At 67.0% G+C, this 14,649-nt stretch carries 12 protein-coding genes; 6 read left to right on the forward strand and 6 right to left on the reverse strand.

The genetic code is table 11. The annotated features are described in order from the left end of the window. The first annotated feature begins 180 nt into the window (after positions 1–180). From A5759_RS21570 to A5759_RS21580, 3 genes are read left to right on the forward strand one after another with little or no spacing between them, the layout of a single operon-like run. The gene (locus tag A5759_RS21570; protein ID WP_231984719.1) at positions 181–1,311 is read left to right on the forward strand and encodes a cytochrome P450; all 1,131 of its coding nucleotides are present in this window, start codon (positions 181–183) and stop codon (positions 1,309–1,311) included. A gap of 40 nt (positions 1,312–1,351) precedes the next feature. Then, positions 1,352–2,188 (forward strand): mycofactocin-coupled SDR family oxidoreductase, encoded by an 837-nt coding sequence (locus A5759_RS21575; protein ID WP_068201039.1) that lies wholly within the window; start codon positions 1,352–1,354, stop codon positions 2,186–2,188. Positions 2,189–2,196: 8 nt separating this feature from the next. After that, a complete protein-coding gene (locus tag A5759_RS21580) occupies positions 2,197–3,276 on the forward strand; it encodes a phosphotransferase (protein ID WP_068201041.1) in 1,080 nt (359 codons plus the stop codon). Positions 3,277–3,285: 9 nt separating this feature from the next. Here A5759_RS21580 and A5759_RS21585 read toward each other — a convergent pair whose 3' ends face one another. Continuing rightward, positions 3,286–4,257, reverse strand: coding sequence for an NADPH:quinone oxidoreductase family protein (locus A5759_RS21585; protein ID WP_068201043.1), 972 nt, complete (start codon positions 4,255–4,257; stop codon positions 3,286–3,288). Positions 4,258–4,394: 137 nt separating this feature from the next. Here A5759_RS21585 and A5759_RS21590 point away from each other — a divergent pair, with 137 nt between their 5' ends. Next, a complete protein-coding gene (locus A5759_RS21590) occupies positions 4,395–5,828 on the forward strand; it encodes a wax ester/triacylglycerol synthase family O-acyltransferase (protein WP_068201045.1) in 1,434 nt (477 codons plus the stop codon). Here the strand turns inward: A5759_RS21590 and fadD12 are convergent. Together fadD12 and A5759_RS21600 are read right to left on the reverse strand one after the other, a co-directional pair. Beyond that, positions 5,825–7,432, reverse strand: a complete 1,608-nt coding sequence (fadD12, locus tag A5759_RS21595; protein WP_068201047.1) for an acyl-CoA ligase FadD12 — start codon at positions 7,430–7,432, stop codon at positions 5,825–5,827. The two genes, A5759_RS21590 and fadD12, sit on opposite strands and share 4 nt — an antisense overlap. Before the next feature lie 3 nt (positions 7,433–7,435). Next, entirely contained in the window at positions 7,436–8,242 is an 807-nt protein-coding gene (locus tag A5759_RS21600; protein ID WP_068201048.1) for a lysophospholipid acyltransferase family protein, read from the reverse strand. Between the two features lie 93 nt (positions 8,243–8,335). Between A5759_RS21600 and A5759_RS21605 the strand changes: the two genes are divergently transcribed. Together A5759_RS21605 and A5759_RS21610 are read left to right on the forward strand one after the other, a co-directional pair. Next, positions 8,336–9,421: an NAD(P)-dependent oxidoreductase gene (locus tag A5759_RS21605; protein ID WP_066845212.1), complete on the forward strand. Its 1,086-nt coding sequence runs from the start codon at positions 8,336–8,338 to the stop codon at positions 9,419–9,421. An 18-nt stretch (positions 9,422–9,439) separates the two neighbouring features. Then, positions 9,440–10,282: an SDR family NAD(P)-dependent oxidoreductase gene (locus tag A5759_RS21610; protein ID WP_068201050.1), complete on the forward strand. Its 843-nt coding sequence runs from the start codon at positions 9,440–9,442 to the stop codon at positions 10,280–10,282. An 81-nt stretch (positions 10,283–10,363) separates the two neighbouring features. Here A5759_RS21610 and A5759_RS21615 read toward each other — a convergent pair whose 3' ends face one another. The 3 genes from A5759_RS21615 to A5759_RS21625 all read right to left on the reverse strand — a co-directional run bounded on the left by A5759_RS21615 (position 10,364) and on the right by A5759_RS21625 (position 14,645). Further along, positions 10,364–11,170, reverse strand: coding sequence for an SDR family NAD(P)-dependent oxidoreductase (locus A5759_RS21615; protein WP_068201052.1), 807 nt, complete (start codon positions 11,168–11,170; stop codon positions 10,364–10,366). Positions 11,171–11,286: 116 nt separating this feature from the next. Then, positions 11,287–13,695: a CoA transferase gene (locus tag A5759_RS21620; RefSeq protein WP_068201054.1), complete on the reverse strand. Its 2,409-nt coding sequence runs from the start codon at positions 13,693–13,695 to the stop codon at positions 11,287–11,289. After that, positions 13,695–14,645: an enoyl-CoA hydratase/isomerase family protein gene (locus A5759_RS21625; protein ID WP_068201056.1), complete on the reverse strand. Its 951-nt coding sequence runs from the start codon at positions 14,643–14,645 to the stop codon at positions 13,695–13,697. The genes A5759_RS21620 and A5759_RS21625 overlap by 1 nt, the downstream gene beginning before the upstream one ends. Positions 14,646–14,649 lie beyond the last annotated feature (4 nt).

A 14,649-nucleotide genomic window follows, 5' to 3' on the forward strand; every position in this document is an offset into this window, starting at 1 on the left:
AATCCCTTGTTGACACTCCTTCATGACGAATGCCAGAGTTGTGAGACAAATGCCAGCCCACTGTCTTACGCGACCTGACCGGCGAGAGGCGATCCGGTGACGATCAGCGCTGAAAATCCCGACGTGCACGATGCGGAACAGGACGAGTTGTACTACGACCCGTACAGCATCGAACTCAACATGAACCCGTACGCGGTCTTCGCGCGCCTGCGCGAAGAGGCCCCGCTGTACTACAACGCCAAACACGACTTCTACGCGTTGAGCCGGTTCGAGGATGTCAACAAGGCCGTCATCGACCACCAGACCTTCATCTCGGGTCGCGGCGCGTTGCTCGAGATCATCAAGTCGGGGATGGAGATCCCCCCGGGCACACTGATTTTCGAGGATCCGCCGATCCACAACATCCACCGCAACCTGCTGTCCCGGGTGTTCACCCCGCGCAAGGTGCAGGCGCTGGAACCCCAGATCCGCGAGTTCACCGCCGGATGCCTGGACCCGTTGACCGGCACGGACAAATTCGACTTCGTCAACGATCTCGGCGCGCAGATGCCGATGCGGGTCATCGGAATGCTCTTGGGCATACCGGAAGCCGACCAGCGCCGCGTCACCGAGCACGGTGAGGCGACGTTGCAGAGCGACTCAGTCGACCTGATGGCCAGCGGTGAGGTGTTCGCCGAATTCATCGACTACCGCACCGAGCATCCCTCCGACGACATCATGACCGACCTGCTCAACGCCGAGTTCGAAGACGAGACCGGCACCCGTCGCCGACTGCGCCGCGAGGAACTGCTGATGTACCTGACGGTCATCGCCACCGCGGGCAGCGAAACCACGACACGCTTGATCGGTTGGGCCGGAAAGACACTCGCCGACTATCCGGACCAGCGCGCCGAGTTGGTCGCCGACCCGGCCCTCATCCCGCAAGCGATCGAGGAGATCCTGCGCTGGGAACCGCCGGCGCTGCAGATCGCCCGGTACGTGACGCGCGACGTCGAGTACTACGGTCAGACGGTGCCGGAGGGATCGGCGATGCTGATGCTGGTGGGCGCCGCCAACCGCGACCATCGCCGCTTCCCGCCGGACGGCGACGTCTTCGATATCCACCGAGAGCTGCACTCCCACATGACGTTCGGAGCGGGAACGCACTTCTGCATGGGTAACGCGCTGGCACGCCTGGAGGGCCGGATCGCGCTCGAGGAAATCCTCAAGAGATTCCCGACCTGGGAGGTCGACTGGCCCAACGCGCGCCCATCGCCGACCACCGCGGTCCGCGGCTGGGAAACCATGCCCACCTTTGTCAACTCGAAATAGAACCCAAACCCCCTGTTACGACAACGAATTGAGGTAACCGATGACCGGACGCGTTGAAGGCAAGGTCGCTTTCATCACCGGCGCCGCCCGCGGCCAGGGCCGCGCCCATGCCGTACGGCTGGCGCAGGAAGGCGCCGATATCATCGCCGTCGACATCTGCAAGCAGATCGACAGCGTGCAGATTCCACTGTCGACGCCCGAAGACCTTGCCGAGACCGCCGATCTGGTGAAGGGCCTCAACCGACGCATCTACACCGCCGAGGTCGACACCCGCGACTTCGAAGCACTCAAGTCCGCCGTCGACACAGGTGTCGAGCAACTCGGCCGGCTGGACATCATCGTTGCCAATGCCGGCATCGGCAACGGCGGTGCCACGCTGGACAAGACCAGCGAAGAAGACTGGACCGACATGATCGACGTCAACCTCGCCGGCGTCTGGAAGACCGTCAAGGCGGGCGTGCCGCACATCCTGGCCGGTGGACGCGGTGGCTCGATCATCCTCACCAGCTCGGTCGGCGGCCTGAAGGCCTACCCGCACACGGGCCACTACGTTGCCGCGAAACACGGTGTGGTGGGCCTGATGCGAACCTTCGCCGTCGAGCTCGGCGCCCAGAACATCCGCGTCAACTCCGTGCACCCGACCAACGTGAACACCCCGTTGTTCATGAACGAGGGCACCATGAAACTGTTCCGTCCCGACCTGGAGAATCCGGGTCCCGACGATATGAAGGTCGTCGGCCAGATGATGCACACGCTGCCGATCGGCTGGGTCGAGCCCGAGGACATTGCCAACGCCGTGCTGTTCCTGGCCTCCGACGAGAGCCGCTACATCACCGGGGTGACGCTGCCGGTCGACGGCGGCAGCTGCCTCAAGTAGGCACCCAGATGACCGCTGCCGAGCTGTCGCTTCCGCGCAGCTGGGAGGAGATCACACCGGGGTGGATGACGGCGGCGCTCGCGAAGCACTTCCCGGGCGCCACCGTCGAGGACGTCAGCGTCGCGCTGCGCGACGACGGCACCAATCGCCGGGCGCGGCTGGCGCTGAAGTATTCGACGGGGTCGGGTCCGAAGACGGTGTTCGCCAAGGCCGTCGACCCCGACCACGCCGAACTCGTCGCTCTCACCAGCGGCCTGTTCCACGAGCCGAGGCTGTTCAGTTCGGGTGTGTCGCTGCCGCTTGACCATCCGACCGTCTACGCCGCGTTGATCGACGAGCCCGGCTCGAACTTTGTGATGATCATGGAGGATGTCGTCGCGCGCGGCGCCGACCCACGCGACTCCACCCGGCCGATGTCGGTCGAGCAGGTTGCCAACGGCGTCCGCGGACTGGCGCGCATGCACAGCCAGTTCTGGGGTGAGCGGCTGACCGCGAACCCGGCGCTGGACTGGCTCGAGCCGTTCGTCGCCTTCGAAGGACTCGAGCATGCGCCACTCGACATCGCCCGAGATCGACTGGGCGACACCGTCTCCTCTCAGATACTCGGCCTCAGCGGCACCGACCTGTTCGTCGACATCTGGGCCCGCTACATCGGCACCCTGACTGGATCTTCGACGTCCGCCCCGACCCTGCTGCACGGCGATCCGCACATCGGCAACACCTATGTGCTGCCCGATGACGAGGTGGGGTTCCTGGACTGGCAGATGGCTCGACGCGGTAACTGGTCCCTGGATTTCGGCTATTTCCTGCAGGGGGCGCTGACGATCGAGGACCGCAGGCGGGCCGAACGCGACCTGCTCGATGAGTACCGCGCAGCGCTCACTCTGCCCGCCGCCGAACTCCCGTCAGCCGAGGAAGTGTGGCTGCGGTACCGCGCGTCGGTCGCACACGGGCTGGCCATCTGGATGGCGACGCTCTCCGGCGGCGACGCGTGGCAAGGCGCCGACATCTGTCTGGCGCTGGCGCAACGGTATTCGGCCGCGTTCATCGACCTCGACACCCGCGCCGCGCTGGCGGCTCTGGACTAGGCGCACGACCTAGATGTCGATGACGACCTTGCCAATGGCCTTGCGCTCGGCGACGTGACGTAAGGCGGCCGCGGCGTCGTCGAGTGCAAACCGGGCGCCGATGTAGGGACGGAGCTTGCCTTCGGCGTAGAGGGCGTGTAGTTCCTCGTCGTCGCGTACCACCTCTTCCGGGTAGTCCGACGCAAAGGTGCGGATCTCCATGCCGCGGGCTGTAATACCCTTCAGCAGAACCAGATTGAGCGGAACAGATGGAATCTCGCCGGCCGCATAGCCGAGTGTGACGAAGGTTCCGCCCCGCCCGAGGCCGCGCAGCGCGGGCAGGGAGTACGGTCCGCCGACGGGGTCGACGACGATCTGTGCGCCGGCCTTGCCGGTGATCTCCTTGATCCGATCGCGCAGGTTTTCGCGGTCGTAGTCCACACATGCTTCGGCGCCGCGCTCGCGGCACAGATCGAGCTTCTCTTTACCCGAAGCCGCGGCCAGCACCCTGCCGCCGAGGAGTCGCGCGATGTCGACCGCGGCGAGTCCGACGCCCCCGGCCGCACCGAGCACGACGACCCAGTCACCCGGTTGTACCGGCGCGACGGTACGCAAGGTGTAGAACGCGGTCCGATACGTGACACCAAACGCCGCGGCTACGGCGTAGTCGACGCCGTCAGGAATCGGCGACACCGCGCGTGCGTCCACCACCGCCTGCTCGGCGAAGGCGCCGACGAATGTCGTCGCCGTCACTCGGGAACCGACGCGGCAGTCGACGCCGTCACCGACGGCGATCACCTCTCCGGCCATCTCGCTGCCGGGGCTGAACGGTGGCGGCACCTTGACCTGGTAGTTGCCGCCGATCAACAACACGTCGGGATAGTTGACCGCGGCCGCGCGCACCCTGATCACAACCTCACCGGGTTTCGGTGTCGGATCGGGAACTTCGTCGAGCACCAGATCTTCGGGTTGGCAGTACTCCCGGCACACGATCGCCCTCATCGGCCCACTCCAATCGTTCGACCAACTAACAATAGCCAGGGACACGCGCTTGGCTCCCGCCGACCGAAACCCCCCGATCATGGCCGTCGGAGTGGTTCGATGGACGCTTGGGCTCCGAGGCTGCAGGGGGTGGGGAAATGAAGCGACTCAACGGCATGGACGCCATGCTGCTCTACAGCGAGACGCCCAACCTCCACACGCACACGTTGAAGGTCGCCATCATCAACGCCGCCGATTTCGACGGTGAATTCACCTTCGACCTGTTCCGTCGGACCATCGCCCGGCGACTGCACCTGCTCGACCCCCTGCGCTACCGGCTCGTCGACATCCCGTGGAAGTTGCATCACCCGATGTGGCTGGAAGACTGCCCGGTGGACCTCGACTACCACCTGCGCCGCGTCCACGTGCCGAGCCCGGGTGGTCGCCGCGAGCTCGACGAGGTCATCGGCCGGATCGCCAGCACACCGCTCGACCGCAGCCGCCCGCTGTGGGAGTTCCACTTCGCTGAGGGGATGGCCGACGACCGGTTCGCGCTCATCGGGAAGGTGCACCACACCCTGGCCGACGGTGTGGCGTCGGCGAATCTGCTTGCGCGGCTGATGGATCTCGCGGACGGCACGCAGAACGAGCGCGAGGAGTACGCCGTGTGCGACGCCCCGGGTCGATCCGATCTGGTGAAGGTCGCGATGCGCGACCACGCCACGAACGTCGCCGCGCTGCCCACGCTCGCTCGCGACGCGGTGCGCGGGTTCACCAAGTTGCGGCGCCGTGCCAAGGAGCGCACCGAGCAACCGGACCTGGCGAAGATGTTCCGCACACCGCCGACGTTCCTCAACCACGTGGTCTCGCCGGGGCGCACGTTCGCCACGGCGTCGCTGTCGCTGGCCGAGGTCAAGGAGACGGCCAAACAACTGAAGGTGACGTTCAACGACATCGTGCTGGCCACCGCTGCAGGTGGGCTGCGCGAACTGCTGTTGCGATACGACGGGCGCGCTGACCGGCCCCTGATGGCGTCGGTCCCGGTGAGCACCGATCTGTCCCCGGACCGGGTCACCGGCAACGAGATCGGTGGCCTGTCGGTATCGCTGCCCGTTCATATCGACGATCCGCTCGAACGAGTCCGGCTGACGTCCGTGGCGACGGCGCGAGCCAAGGAGAACTACGAACTGCTCGGCCCCAAGTTGCAGGGACAGTTGATGGAGTACCTCCCTCCCCCACTGACACCGACGCTCCTCCGCTGGCAGAGCCAACGAGCCAAGCACAACCCGCTGATGAATGTCGCGGTGTCGAGCGTGCCCGGACCACGCCGCCGCGGCCACATCGGCGGCGCCCCGGTGAGCGAGATCTACTCGATCGGCGTGCTGTCGGCCGGCAGCGCGTTCAACATGACGGTGTGGAGTTACGTCGACCAGGTGGACATCTCGATCCTGTCCGACGACGTGACCTTCGACGACATCCACGAGGCCACCGACGCCATGGTGCACGGCCTCGACGAGATTCGCTCCGCGGCAGGGCTTCCCGCGTTGTCCTTGGTGGGCACGGCGATGGCACCGGCCCCCGCGGCCCGTTAGTCGACCAGGTCGAGCAGGTCCTTTCGAGCCACCTTGCCGGTGTTGCCGCGTGGGAGTTCGTCGAGGACGGTGATCTGCCGCGGCACCTTGTAGTTGGCGAGGTTGTCACGGACGTGCTGTTTGAGGTCGTCGGGGCCTGCGCTCTTGCCCTCGTTGAGCACGACGAAGGCCACGAGGCGCTGACCGTACTGCTCGTCGTCGACGCCCAGCACCACCGCCTCCTTGACATCGGAGTGCTGGGCCAGCGTTTTCTCGACCTCGATCGGGTACACGTTCTCTCCACCGGAGACGATCATCTCGTCGTCGCGGCCGACCACGAACAACCGCCCGGCTTCGTCGAGGTAACCGACGTCTCCCGACGCCATGAAACCGTCGCGGAAGTCCTTGGTCTGGCCAGAGGTGTACCCGTCGAACAACGTGCCGCTGCGGACGAAGATCTGACCCGTCTCGCCGGCGGGAAGTTCGTTGAATTCAGCGTCGTAGATGCGGATCTCGGTGCCGTCGGCGGGGGTCCCGGCCGTGTCGGGAGCCGCTCGCAGGTCGGACGGCGTCGCGGTGGCGATCATGCCCGCTTCGGTGGCGTTGTAGTTGTTGTAGATCACGTCGCCGAACCGGTCCATGAACTTGATCACGACATCGGGCCGCATCCGCGAACCTGACGCCGTCGCGAAGCGAAGTGACTTGCCGCTGTAGCGGTTCAACACCTCGTCGGGGAGGTCCATGATCCGGTCGAACATGACCGGCACCACCGCCAGACCGGTCGCCTTGTACCGGTCGACCAGTTCCAGCGTGGCCTCGGGGTCGAACTTGCGGCGGGTGACGATGGTGCAGGCGAGCAGCGCGGCGAACAACAGCTGCGAGAAGCCCCACGCGTGGAACATCGGCGCGACGATGACGGTGGCCTCCTCGGCGCGCCACGGCGTCCGGTCCAGCACCGCCTTGAGATCGCCTGCGCCGCCACTGCCTTGACCGCGTTTGGCGCCTTTCGGGGTTCCCGTGGTGCCCGACGTCAGCAGGATGATGTCGCTGTTGCGTTCGGTGGCGGCGGGCCGCTTGCCGAGATTGGACTCGATGAGCTGATCGAGGGTCAGCCCGTCGGTAGCTTCGTCGGTCCAGGCGAGGATCCGCGTCGCGTCGGGTTTGTCGGCCATGGCCCGGTCGACGATCTCGGCGAACTCCTCGTCGAAGATGACGACGTCGGCGCCTTCCCGATCGACCACCTCGGCCATGGCCGGACCCGCGAACGAGGTGTTGAGCAGCAGCACGTCGGCGCCGATTCGGTTTGAGGCCACCAGGGACTCGATGAAGCCGCGATGGTTGCGGCACATCACGGCAACGGTTTTCGGCGTGCCGCCGGGTAGGGCTTGCAGCCCGGTGGCCACCGCGTCGCAGCGATCGTCGATCTGCTTCCAGGTCAGGGTGCCGCGCTCGTCGACGAGTCCTGGGCGGTCCGGGCAGCGCTGCGCGGCCGCGGCGAAGCCGACCGTCGCGGTCATGCCCACGCGCCGCATCGCCGCGCCCATCCGCAGGTACTTATCGGGCCGCAGCGGCGCGATCAAGCCGGCCCGCCACAGCGTCTGCACGAGTCCGAGAACGTCAGCCATCGGTCAGCCCAGTACCGGGAACCGGCGTTCGGCGGCCAGTTCGTCGAGCGCGGTCTGCATCACGGAGCGCACGTGCGCATCGACCTCCTTCACGTCGGGGTCCTTTCCGAACTGCTCGATCACATTAATCGGCGGCAACACCCGCGTGGTGATCTTGGCGGGCAGTGGGAGGTTCGGCGGGAAGAACACCGACACCCCGAACGGGAATCCGACACTGATGGGCAGGATCTCGGCGCGTAAACGCTTGAGCCCGATGCGCCGGGCGATCGAGTCGCCACGCGCGAGGAACAGTTGTGTCTCCTGGGCGCCGATCGACACCATGGGCACGATCGGTACGCCGGACTCGACAGCGGTCCGGACGTATCCCGTGCGACCGGCGAAGTCGATGACGTTCTCGCTGAACGTCGGCCGGTAGGAGTCGTAGTCGCCTCCGGGGAAGACCAGCACCACCGCACCCTCGCGCAACGCCTTCGCCGCGTTCTCCCGGTTGGCACCGATGACGCCGGCGCGACGCAGCAGTGTGCCGACGGGCCCGACGAAGATGGCGTCGTGCCCGAGCGTGTACACGGGACGGTCGAAGCCGAACTTCGTATAGAAGGCCGGGGCGAAGACGAGCACATCGGGGGTGAGCATGCCGCCCGAGTGGTTGGACACCAGTAACGCTCCCCCGGCCGCGGGCATGGCGTCCAGGTCGCGCACCTCGGCGCGGAAGTATCGCTTGATGAGTGGGCCGACCGTGTTGATGATGCCCCGGGTGAACGCGGGGTCCCACTTCGCGACTTCCGGCTTTTGCGCCCCATTGCTACTCATGTCGCACCTGTCATACCCGCACCCGCCCTCCCCGCCACGTGAATATGCTACTTTCGCAAAAAGAGAATGTCATATTCGCAGGTGGGAGGCGTAATGGCGGGGGCGATATTGGTGACCGGCGGCTTCGGCCTGGTCGGTTCGGCGACCGCACGCCGGCTGGCCGAACTCGGACGCTCCGTGGTGGTGGCCGACCTGGACACCCCGGCGAACAGGAAAGCACAGGCGAAGCTGCCGCGGGGCGTCACCGTGCGATGGACCGACCTGACCGATGAGGCTGCGGTGCAGCGGTTGGTCAGCGACGTCGCACCCGAGGCGATCATTCATCTGGCCGCCGTGATCCCGCCACCGATCTACAAGAACCCGGGCCTGGCGCGGCGCGTCAACGTCGAGGCCACTGCGACGCTGGTGCGCATCGCCGAACAGCAGTCGGCGCCGCCGCGCTTCGTCCAGGCATCGAGCAACGCGGTCTACGGTGCCCGCAACCCGCACACGGCCGCGGCGCCCGTGCGCGCTGACGACCCGATGCGGCCCTGCGACCTCTACAGCGGCACCAAGGCGGAGGCCGAGGCGATCGTGCGGGCCTCGAAACTGCCGTGGGTGGTGCTGCGCCTGGGTGGTGTGCTGAGCACCGATCCCAACGCGATGCCGATGAGCGCCGACGCCTTGTACTTCGAGAGCCTGCTACCGACCGACGGCCGGCTGCACACCGTCGACGTCCGCGATGTCGCGTGGGCCTTCGCCGCGGCGACCACCGCCGACGTCGTCGGGGAGATCCTGCTGATCGCCGGCGACGACTCGCACCGCATCCGCCAGGGCGACGTGGGCGCGGCGCTGGCGGCGGCCCGCGGCCTGCCCGGGGTGCTACCCCCCGGCAGGCCCGGTGACCCCGACCGCGACGACACCTGGTTCGTCACCGATTGGATGGACACCACCCGCGCGCAGGAAGCGCTTCAGTTCCAGCACTATTCGTGGCCCGACATGCAAGCCGAGGCCGCCGCCAATGCCGGTTGGACGCGATATGTGATGCGTCTGCTGACCCCGCTCGCGCCGCTACTGCGCGCGCTCCTCGAGCGCCGCGGTGCTTACCGGAACACACCCGGAACCTACGCCGATCCGTGGGGCGCGATCCGCGCCCGGCTGGGCGAGCCGGCGTGGGATCGACCCCGCGATCTGTCCTGACGGCCTAGTCTTCGGCGGGTGGAGACGTTCAACGGACGCGCAGCGGTCATCACCGGCGGCGCGAGCGGTATCGGGTTCGCCGCCGCTCAGGAGTTCGCCCGACGCGGGGCGCGCATCATGCTCAGCGACATCGATTCGACGGCGCTCGACCGCGCGGTAGCCGATCTGCGCGGCGATGGCGTCGACGCGCACGGCGTGGTGTGCGACGTGCGGAAGTTCGACGACGTCAACCGGTTGGCCGATGAGGCGTTCGGCGTGTTCGGTGACGTGCACCTGGTGTTCAACAACGCCGGGATCGCCTACGCCGGCCCGATCGCGCAGACCAGCCACGACGACTGGCGATTCGTCATCGACGTCGACCTGTGGGGACCGATTCACGGCGTCGAGGCGTTCCTGCCCCGGCTGATCGCCCAGGAAGCCGACAGCCACATCGCGTTCACGTCGTCGTTCGCCGGGCTGATTCCCAACGTCGGCCTGGGCCCCTACTGCGTCGCCAAATACGGCGTCGTCGCGCTCGCGGAGACGTTGTCGCGCGAGGTGCGCGCCGACGGCATCGGTGTGACGGTGTTGTGCCCGATGATCGTCGACACCAACCTGCTGGCCAACACCGAACGCGTGCGCAGCGAGGACTACGGCCCGGCCACCGCGTCCGGCGCGGACTCGGTGCAGCAGTTGGCGTCGGATCCGAGCGACGACTCCGTCCTCAACGTCGACGAGGTGGCCCGCCTGACCGCCGACGCGATCGAAGCCAACCGGCTCTACGTGCTACCGCACAGCGCGGCCCGCGGCTCGATTCGACGCCGCTTCGAGCGCATCGACCGCACCTTCGACGACCAGTCCGCCGCCGGCTGGACCCACTGACGGGAACTCCGCCGAGACGGCGGTTTCTGACGAAAAGCGTGCGAATTTCGTCAGAAACCGTAGTCTCGCGACGCGACCGGGCTAGACCGGCCCCAGTGTCGGGCGACCCGTGTCCGGATGGTGATACCAGCCGCCCGCCGCGTGGGTCCCGCCGTCGACGTGGATCGTCTGACCGGTGATGTAGCTCGACATATCGGAGGCCAGGAACACTGCCGCCGAAGCGATTTCGTCGACGTGCCCCGGTCTGCCCATCGGTATGCCGTGGGCGACGTCGGGGTTCAACGTGCCGCTGGAGATCTGCATCAGCCCCTCGGTCATGGTGAGGTCCGGTGCGAGGGCGTTGACGCGGATGGCGTGTGGGGACAACTCGAACGCCGCGGTCTGGGTGTAGTTGATGACCCCGGCCTTGGCGGCGGCGTATGCGGCGTATCCCGGTGCGGCGCGCACACCCTCGATCGACGTCACGTTGATGACGCTGCCGGGCCTGTCGGCCACCACCAGACGGCGCGCCACCCGCTGGGTGCACAGCAGCACGTGACGAAGGTTCGCCTTGTGCAGCGCATCCCAGCCGTTCTCTGTGGTCTCGAGCATCGGCGAGAAGAAGGTGCCACCGGCGTTGTTGACCAGAATCGACACCTCGCCTAGCGCATCGGCGGTCTGCTGTAGCGCCGCGTCGACCTGAGTACCGTCACGCACGTCGGTGACGATGCCCAGCGCGCCGATCGTCGAGGCCGTCCCCGCACAGGTTTCCGGGTCGCGCTCCCAGATCGCGACGGACGCCCCGAAGGCGGTGAGCCCTTCGGCGATTCCCTTGCCGATGCCCGCGCCACCGCCGGTGACGACCGCCACGCGGCCGGTGAGCAGAATGTTCGACGGATCGATGGCCATCGGTCGAGGCTAGCGACTCACTACGCGCCTAGCACCGACATTGCGGTGAGGATCGTTCACCGGCCCACAGCCCTGGCTGCAATCTTAGGCGCTGGTTGCGGTCATTCCTGCGCTCGTCAACCGGTCTTCGTCGTGCGAATGGTGAGACCCGCGGGCGCGTTTCCGATGACCCCCTCCTCCTCGAGCGCCGTGATCTCGTCGTCGCGGAGCCCGAGCGCGGCCAGTACCTCGCGGTTGTGCTGTCCCAGCAGCGGTGCGGGGCTGTGATGGAAGCTTCGGACGGACGCGATACGCATCGGCAGCGTGCTGTGTCGGGCCCGCGGGTTGACGGGATGGTCGACCTTCTCGTAGAAGCCGCGGTGCACCAGCTGCTCGAGGTCGCCGACGCGGTGCGGTTGCATCACCTTGGCCACCGGAACCCCGGCCGCCCAGAGCGTTTCGACGATATCGTCACCGATGCGGTCGGCGCACCATGCGCCCAGGTGCTCATCGATGGTGTCCTGGTTGCGCCGACGGCCGTCGGCCGTGGCGAGCTCGTCGGTCACCCATGCCGGCCGCCCGAGGGCATCGACCAGGCCTGCCCACTGCTCGTCGGTGGCCACCGCGATCGCGACCCAGTCGTCGGGGCGGCCGAACTCGTCGAGCTCGCTGGTGCGGTACAGGTTCTGCGGCGCGGCGGTCGGCCCGCGGTTGCCCTGCCGCTGCAGGAGATTTCCGTAGGCCGAGTATTCGATGACCTGCTCGGCGGCGACATTGAGCGCGGCGTCGACCATCGCGGCCTCGATCCGCACCCCCTGTCCCGTCCGTCGCCGGTGCGCCAGCGCGAGCAACAGCGCGTTGAGACCGTGCACCCCGGCGTTGGGATCGCCGACCGAATACGGCTCGACCGGGTTCTGATCCGGATGCCCCGTCAGCCAGGTGATTCCGGAGCAGTCCTCGATCACGTAAGCGAACGCGGGTTTGTCGCGCCACGGCCCGTCGAGCCCGAATCCCGGCATGCGCATCATGATCGCGTCGGGGCGCAGCCGGTGTACGGCATCGAAGTCCAGACCGATCTGGTCGAGCACCCGCGGGGTGTAGTTCTCGACAATGACGTCGCAGGTCGTGATGAGCCGGCGCAGCAGCTCCACGCCGCGCTCGGAACGGATGTCGAGCGTGACGCTCTTCTTGTTGGTGTTCAAGCCGGAGAAGATCGGCGAGCGCTCCCACCACTGCTCCTCGGTGATCGGCACCCCGGCGATGAGCCGCGTGCCGTCGGGTCGCGCGGTGGACTCGATGTGGATCACCTCGGCGCCCAGCAACGCCAGCATGTGGGTGCACGACGGGCCGGCCCAGAAGCTCGTCATGTCGAGCACCCGTAGCCCCTCGAACGATGTTCGCGAAACCCCACCCAGGGTCGTGATCCCGGCGGAATCGCGACCCTGGTGTACCGTTCGCGAACGATACAGGGCGGTGTGCTCGCCGAGCCGGGGCGCGGGCAGCGGCGCGCGCAGCAGCGACGGCGTGGTGCGGTACGGCGGCCCGGGCTGGGTGAAGCCGTCGCGCGGATTGGTGACGAACGTGCCGCGTTCGACGAACTGGTCGAAATCCGTGACAGTGGCGCCGTTTCCAACCGGTGCGTTCGGAATCCGGAAGGCGCTGGACAGCTCGAGAATGTCCTCGACGCGGTTCTCTTTCACCCACTCGTAGATCTGCTCGGCGTGGATGTTGGCCTGTTCGGTGATCGACAGGTCACCGCCCTCGTCGATCCATTCGTCGTGGCCGACCATCGCGCACAGGTCGAACCACTGTTGCGCGGTGCCGCACCCCAACGCCACCAGCCCGTCGGCCGCGGACGCGACACCTGGCACGGTCAACCGGCGGCGGTCCCGGAACGGACGTCCGAGCGCATCGTTGAACGACACCGAATAGTAGGTCAGGCAGAGGATCTGGGCCTCGAGGATCGAGACGTCGACCAGACCCGAGGCCGCCGTCGTACCTGCGGCCGCGTACGCGCCCGCCAGCCACTCCCCGATCTGACCTGCGACGAACAGCGGCGCGCGATCCTGTGCACCCCGGCCCAGCCCGATCACGCCACCCGACCACGCCTGCAGGGTGAACTCGGTGGCAGGCTTGTCCGCCCACGGTCCCTCGAGCCCGAACGGGGTGATCGCGGTGACGGTCAGATGACCGTACGCATCGGCGAGTGCGGCGGGGGTGAACTCGTCGAGTTCGGCGACCGCCGAACCGCGTGACCACACCACCGCATCGGCGGCTGTCAGCAACCCGCGCAGCATGTCCAGGTCGGCGGCGACGGCCGGGTCGACGACGACGCTGTGCTTCGAGCAGGCCAGGAAGCCGAACAGCGCCCCGTCGCTTCCCGGCTCGATACGGGCACCCGACGCGGACCAGATTCGCAGCGGGTCACCCTGCGGCGACTCGACTTTGATCACGGTGGCGCCACCGTCGGCGAGCAGTTTGGTGGCGTAGCCTCCCGCGATGCCGCTCGACAGGTCAACGATGGTGTACTCGTCCAGCGCCGGCACTAATCCTTCTTTCTGCGGTTGGCCTTGCTCAACCGGAACTCGGGCGGGTACTTGTCGTCGTTGTCGTTGACGGCGTCCGCGAGGCCCACATCGATCGCATCGGCGAGCATGAAGTCGTCGCCGTCGGGCCGCGCCGCGCCGCCCATCGACTCGAACATCGCCGACAGCAGGCTCCCGAGGTATTCGCCCTGGAACTGCTTGACCACCTCGAAGAACATCTTCTGCTGAAAGACGCTGTCCACCGGTCGGTTCCGCGCACACGCGTGGGCGTACTTGGCGACCTCGGCCTCGAGCTGGTCGCGCGGCACCACCTTGTTGAGGAAGTTGCACTCCTTCATCTCATCGGCGGTGAACGGGCGACCGGTGTACACCATCTCCTGGAACGGCCGAAGCCCCATGGTCATCACCCAGGTCCACATCCGCGGGCCCCAGCCGAAGTACCGGAACGACGGATGGCCGAACAGCGCGTCGTCGCTGGAGATCACCAGGTCCGCGTCGGCGCACTGGTAGAAGTGCCAGCCGTAGCAGTACCCCTTGGCCTCAACGATGCTGATCTTCTTGAGTTCCTGCAACGCCCGGTTGCCCGCCGCGACGTTGGCGTACCACTGTCCCATCGTCGCGCCGTGCCGGAACGATCCCTTCGGCGGATAGGTGACGTCCGGATCGTCCACCCGCAGCTCGGCCAGCCGTGCGTCGTCATCACCCGCCATGAACTCCGGCAGATCCGCACCGCTGCCGAGATTCTCGCCGACACCGCGGATCACGACGACCTTCACGTCGTCGTCGACGGTGGCGCCACGCAGAATGTCGGCGTAGCGCAACCGCGCAGCCGACGTGGGCGCATTCAGGTACTCCGGCCGGTTGAACGTGATGGTCGCGATCTTGGTCGCCGGGTCCTTCTCGTAGAGCACGATCTCCTCAGGGGTGGGCCGACTCCCGGGATCCGACATGGCG

This window comes from Mycobacterium sp. 852014-52144_SCH5372336, assembly GCF_001665615.1.
GTDB classification, from domain to species: Bacteria; Actinomycetota; Actinomycetes; order Mycobacteriales; family Mycobacteriaceae; genus Mycobacterium; species Mycobacterium neumannii_A.

Excerpts from the sequence above, each read along its gene's own strand:
- A5759_RS21570 (WP_231984719.1), top strand. The coding sequence starts at position 181 with ATGAACCCGTACGCGGTCTTCGCGCGCCTGCGCGAAGAGGCCCCGCTG.
- A5759_RS21575 (WP_068201039.1), top strand. The coding sequence starts at position 1,352 with ATGACCGGACGCGTTGAAGGCAAGGTCGCTTTCATCACCGGCGCCGCC.
- A5759_RS21580 (WP_068201041.1), top strand. The coding sequence starts at position 2,197 with ATGACCGCTGCCGAGCTGTCGCTTCCGCGCAGCTGGGAGGAGATCACA.
- A5759_RS21585 (WP_068201043.1), bottom strand. The coding sequence starts at position 4,257 with ATGAGGGCGATCGTGTGCCGGGAGTACTGCCAACCCGAAGATCTGGTG.
- A5759_RS21590 (WP_068201045.1), top strand. The coding sequence starts at position 4,395 with ATGAAGCGACTCAACGGCATGGACGCCATGCTGCTCTACAGCGAGACG.
- fadD12 (WP_068201047.1), bottom strand. The coding sequence starts at position 7,432 with ATGGCTGACGTTCTCGGACTCGTGCAGACGCTGTGGCGGGCCGGCTTG.
- A5759_RS21600 (WP_068201048.1), bottom strand. The coding sequence starts at position 8,242 with ATGAGTAGCAATGGGGCGCAAAAGCCGGAAGTCGCGAAGTGGGACCCC.
- A5759_RS21605 (WP_066845212.1), top strand. The coding sequence starts at position 8,336 with ATGGCGGGGGCGATATTGGTGACCGGCGGCTTCGGCCTGGTCGGTTCG.
- A5759_RS21615 (WP_068201052.1), bottom strand. The coding sequence starts at position 11,170 with ATGGCCATCGATCCGTCGAACATTCTGCTCACCGGCCGCGTGGCGGTC.
- A5759_RS21625 (WP_068201056.1), bottom strand. The coding sequence starts at position 14,645 with ATGTCGGATCCCGGGAGTCGGCCCACCCCTGAGGAGATCGTGCTCTAC.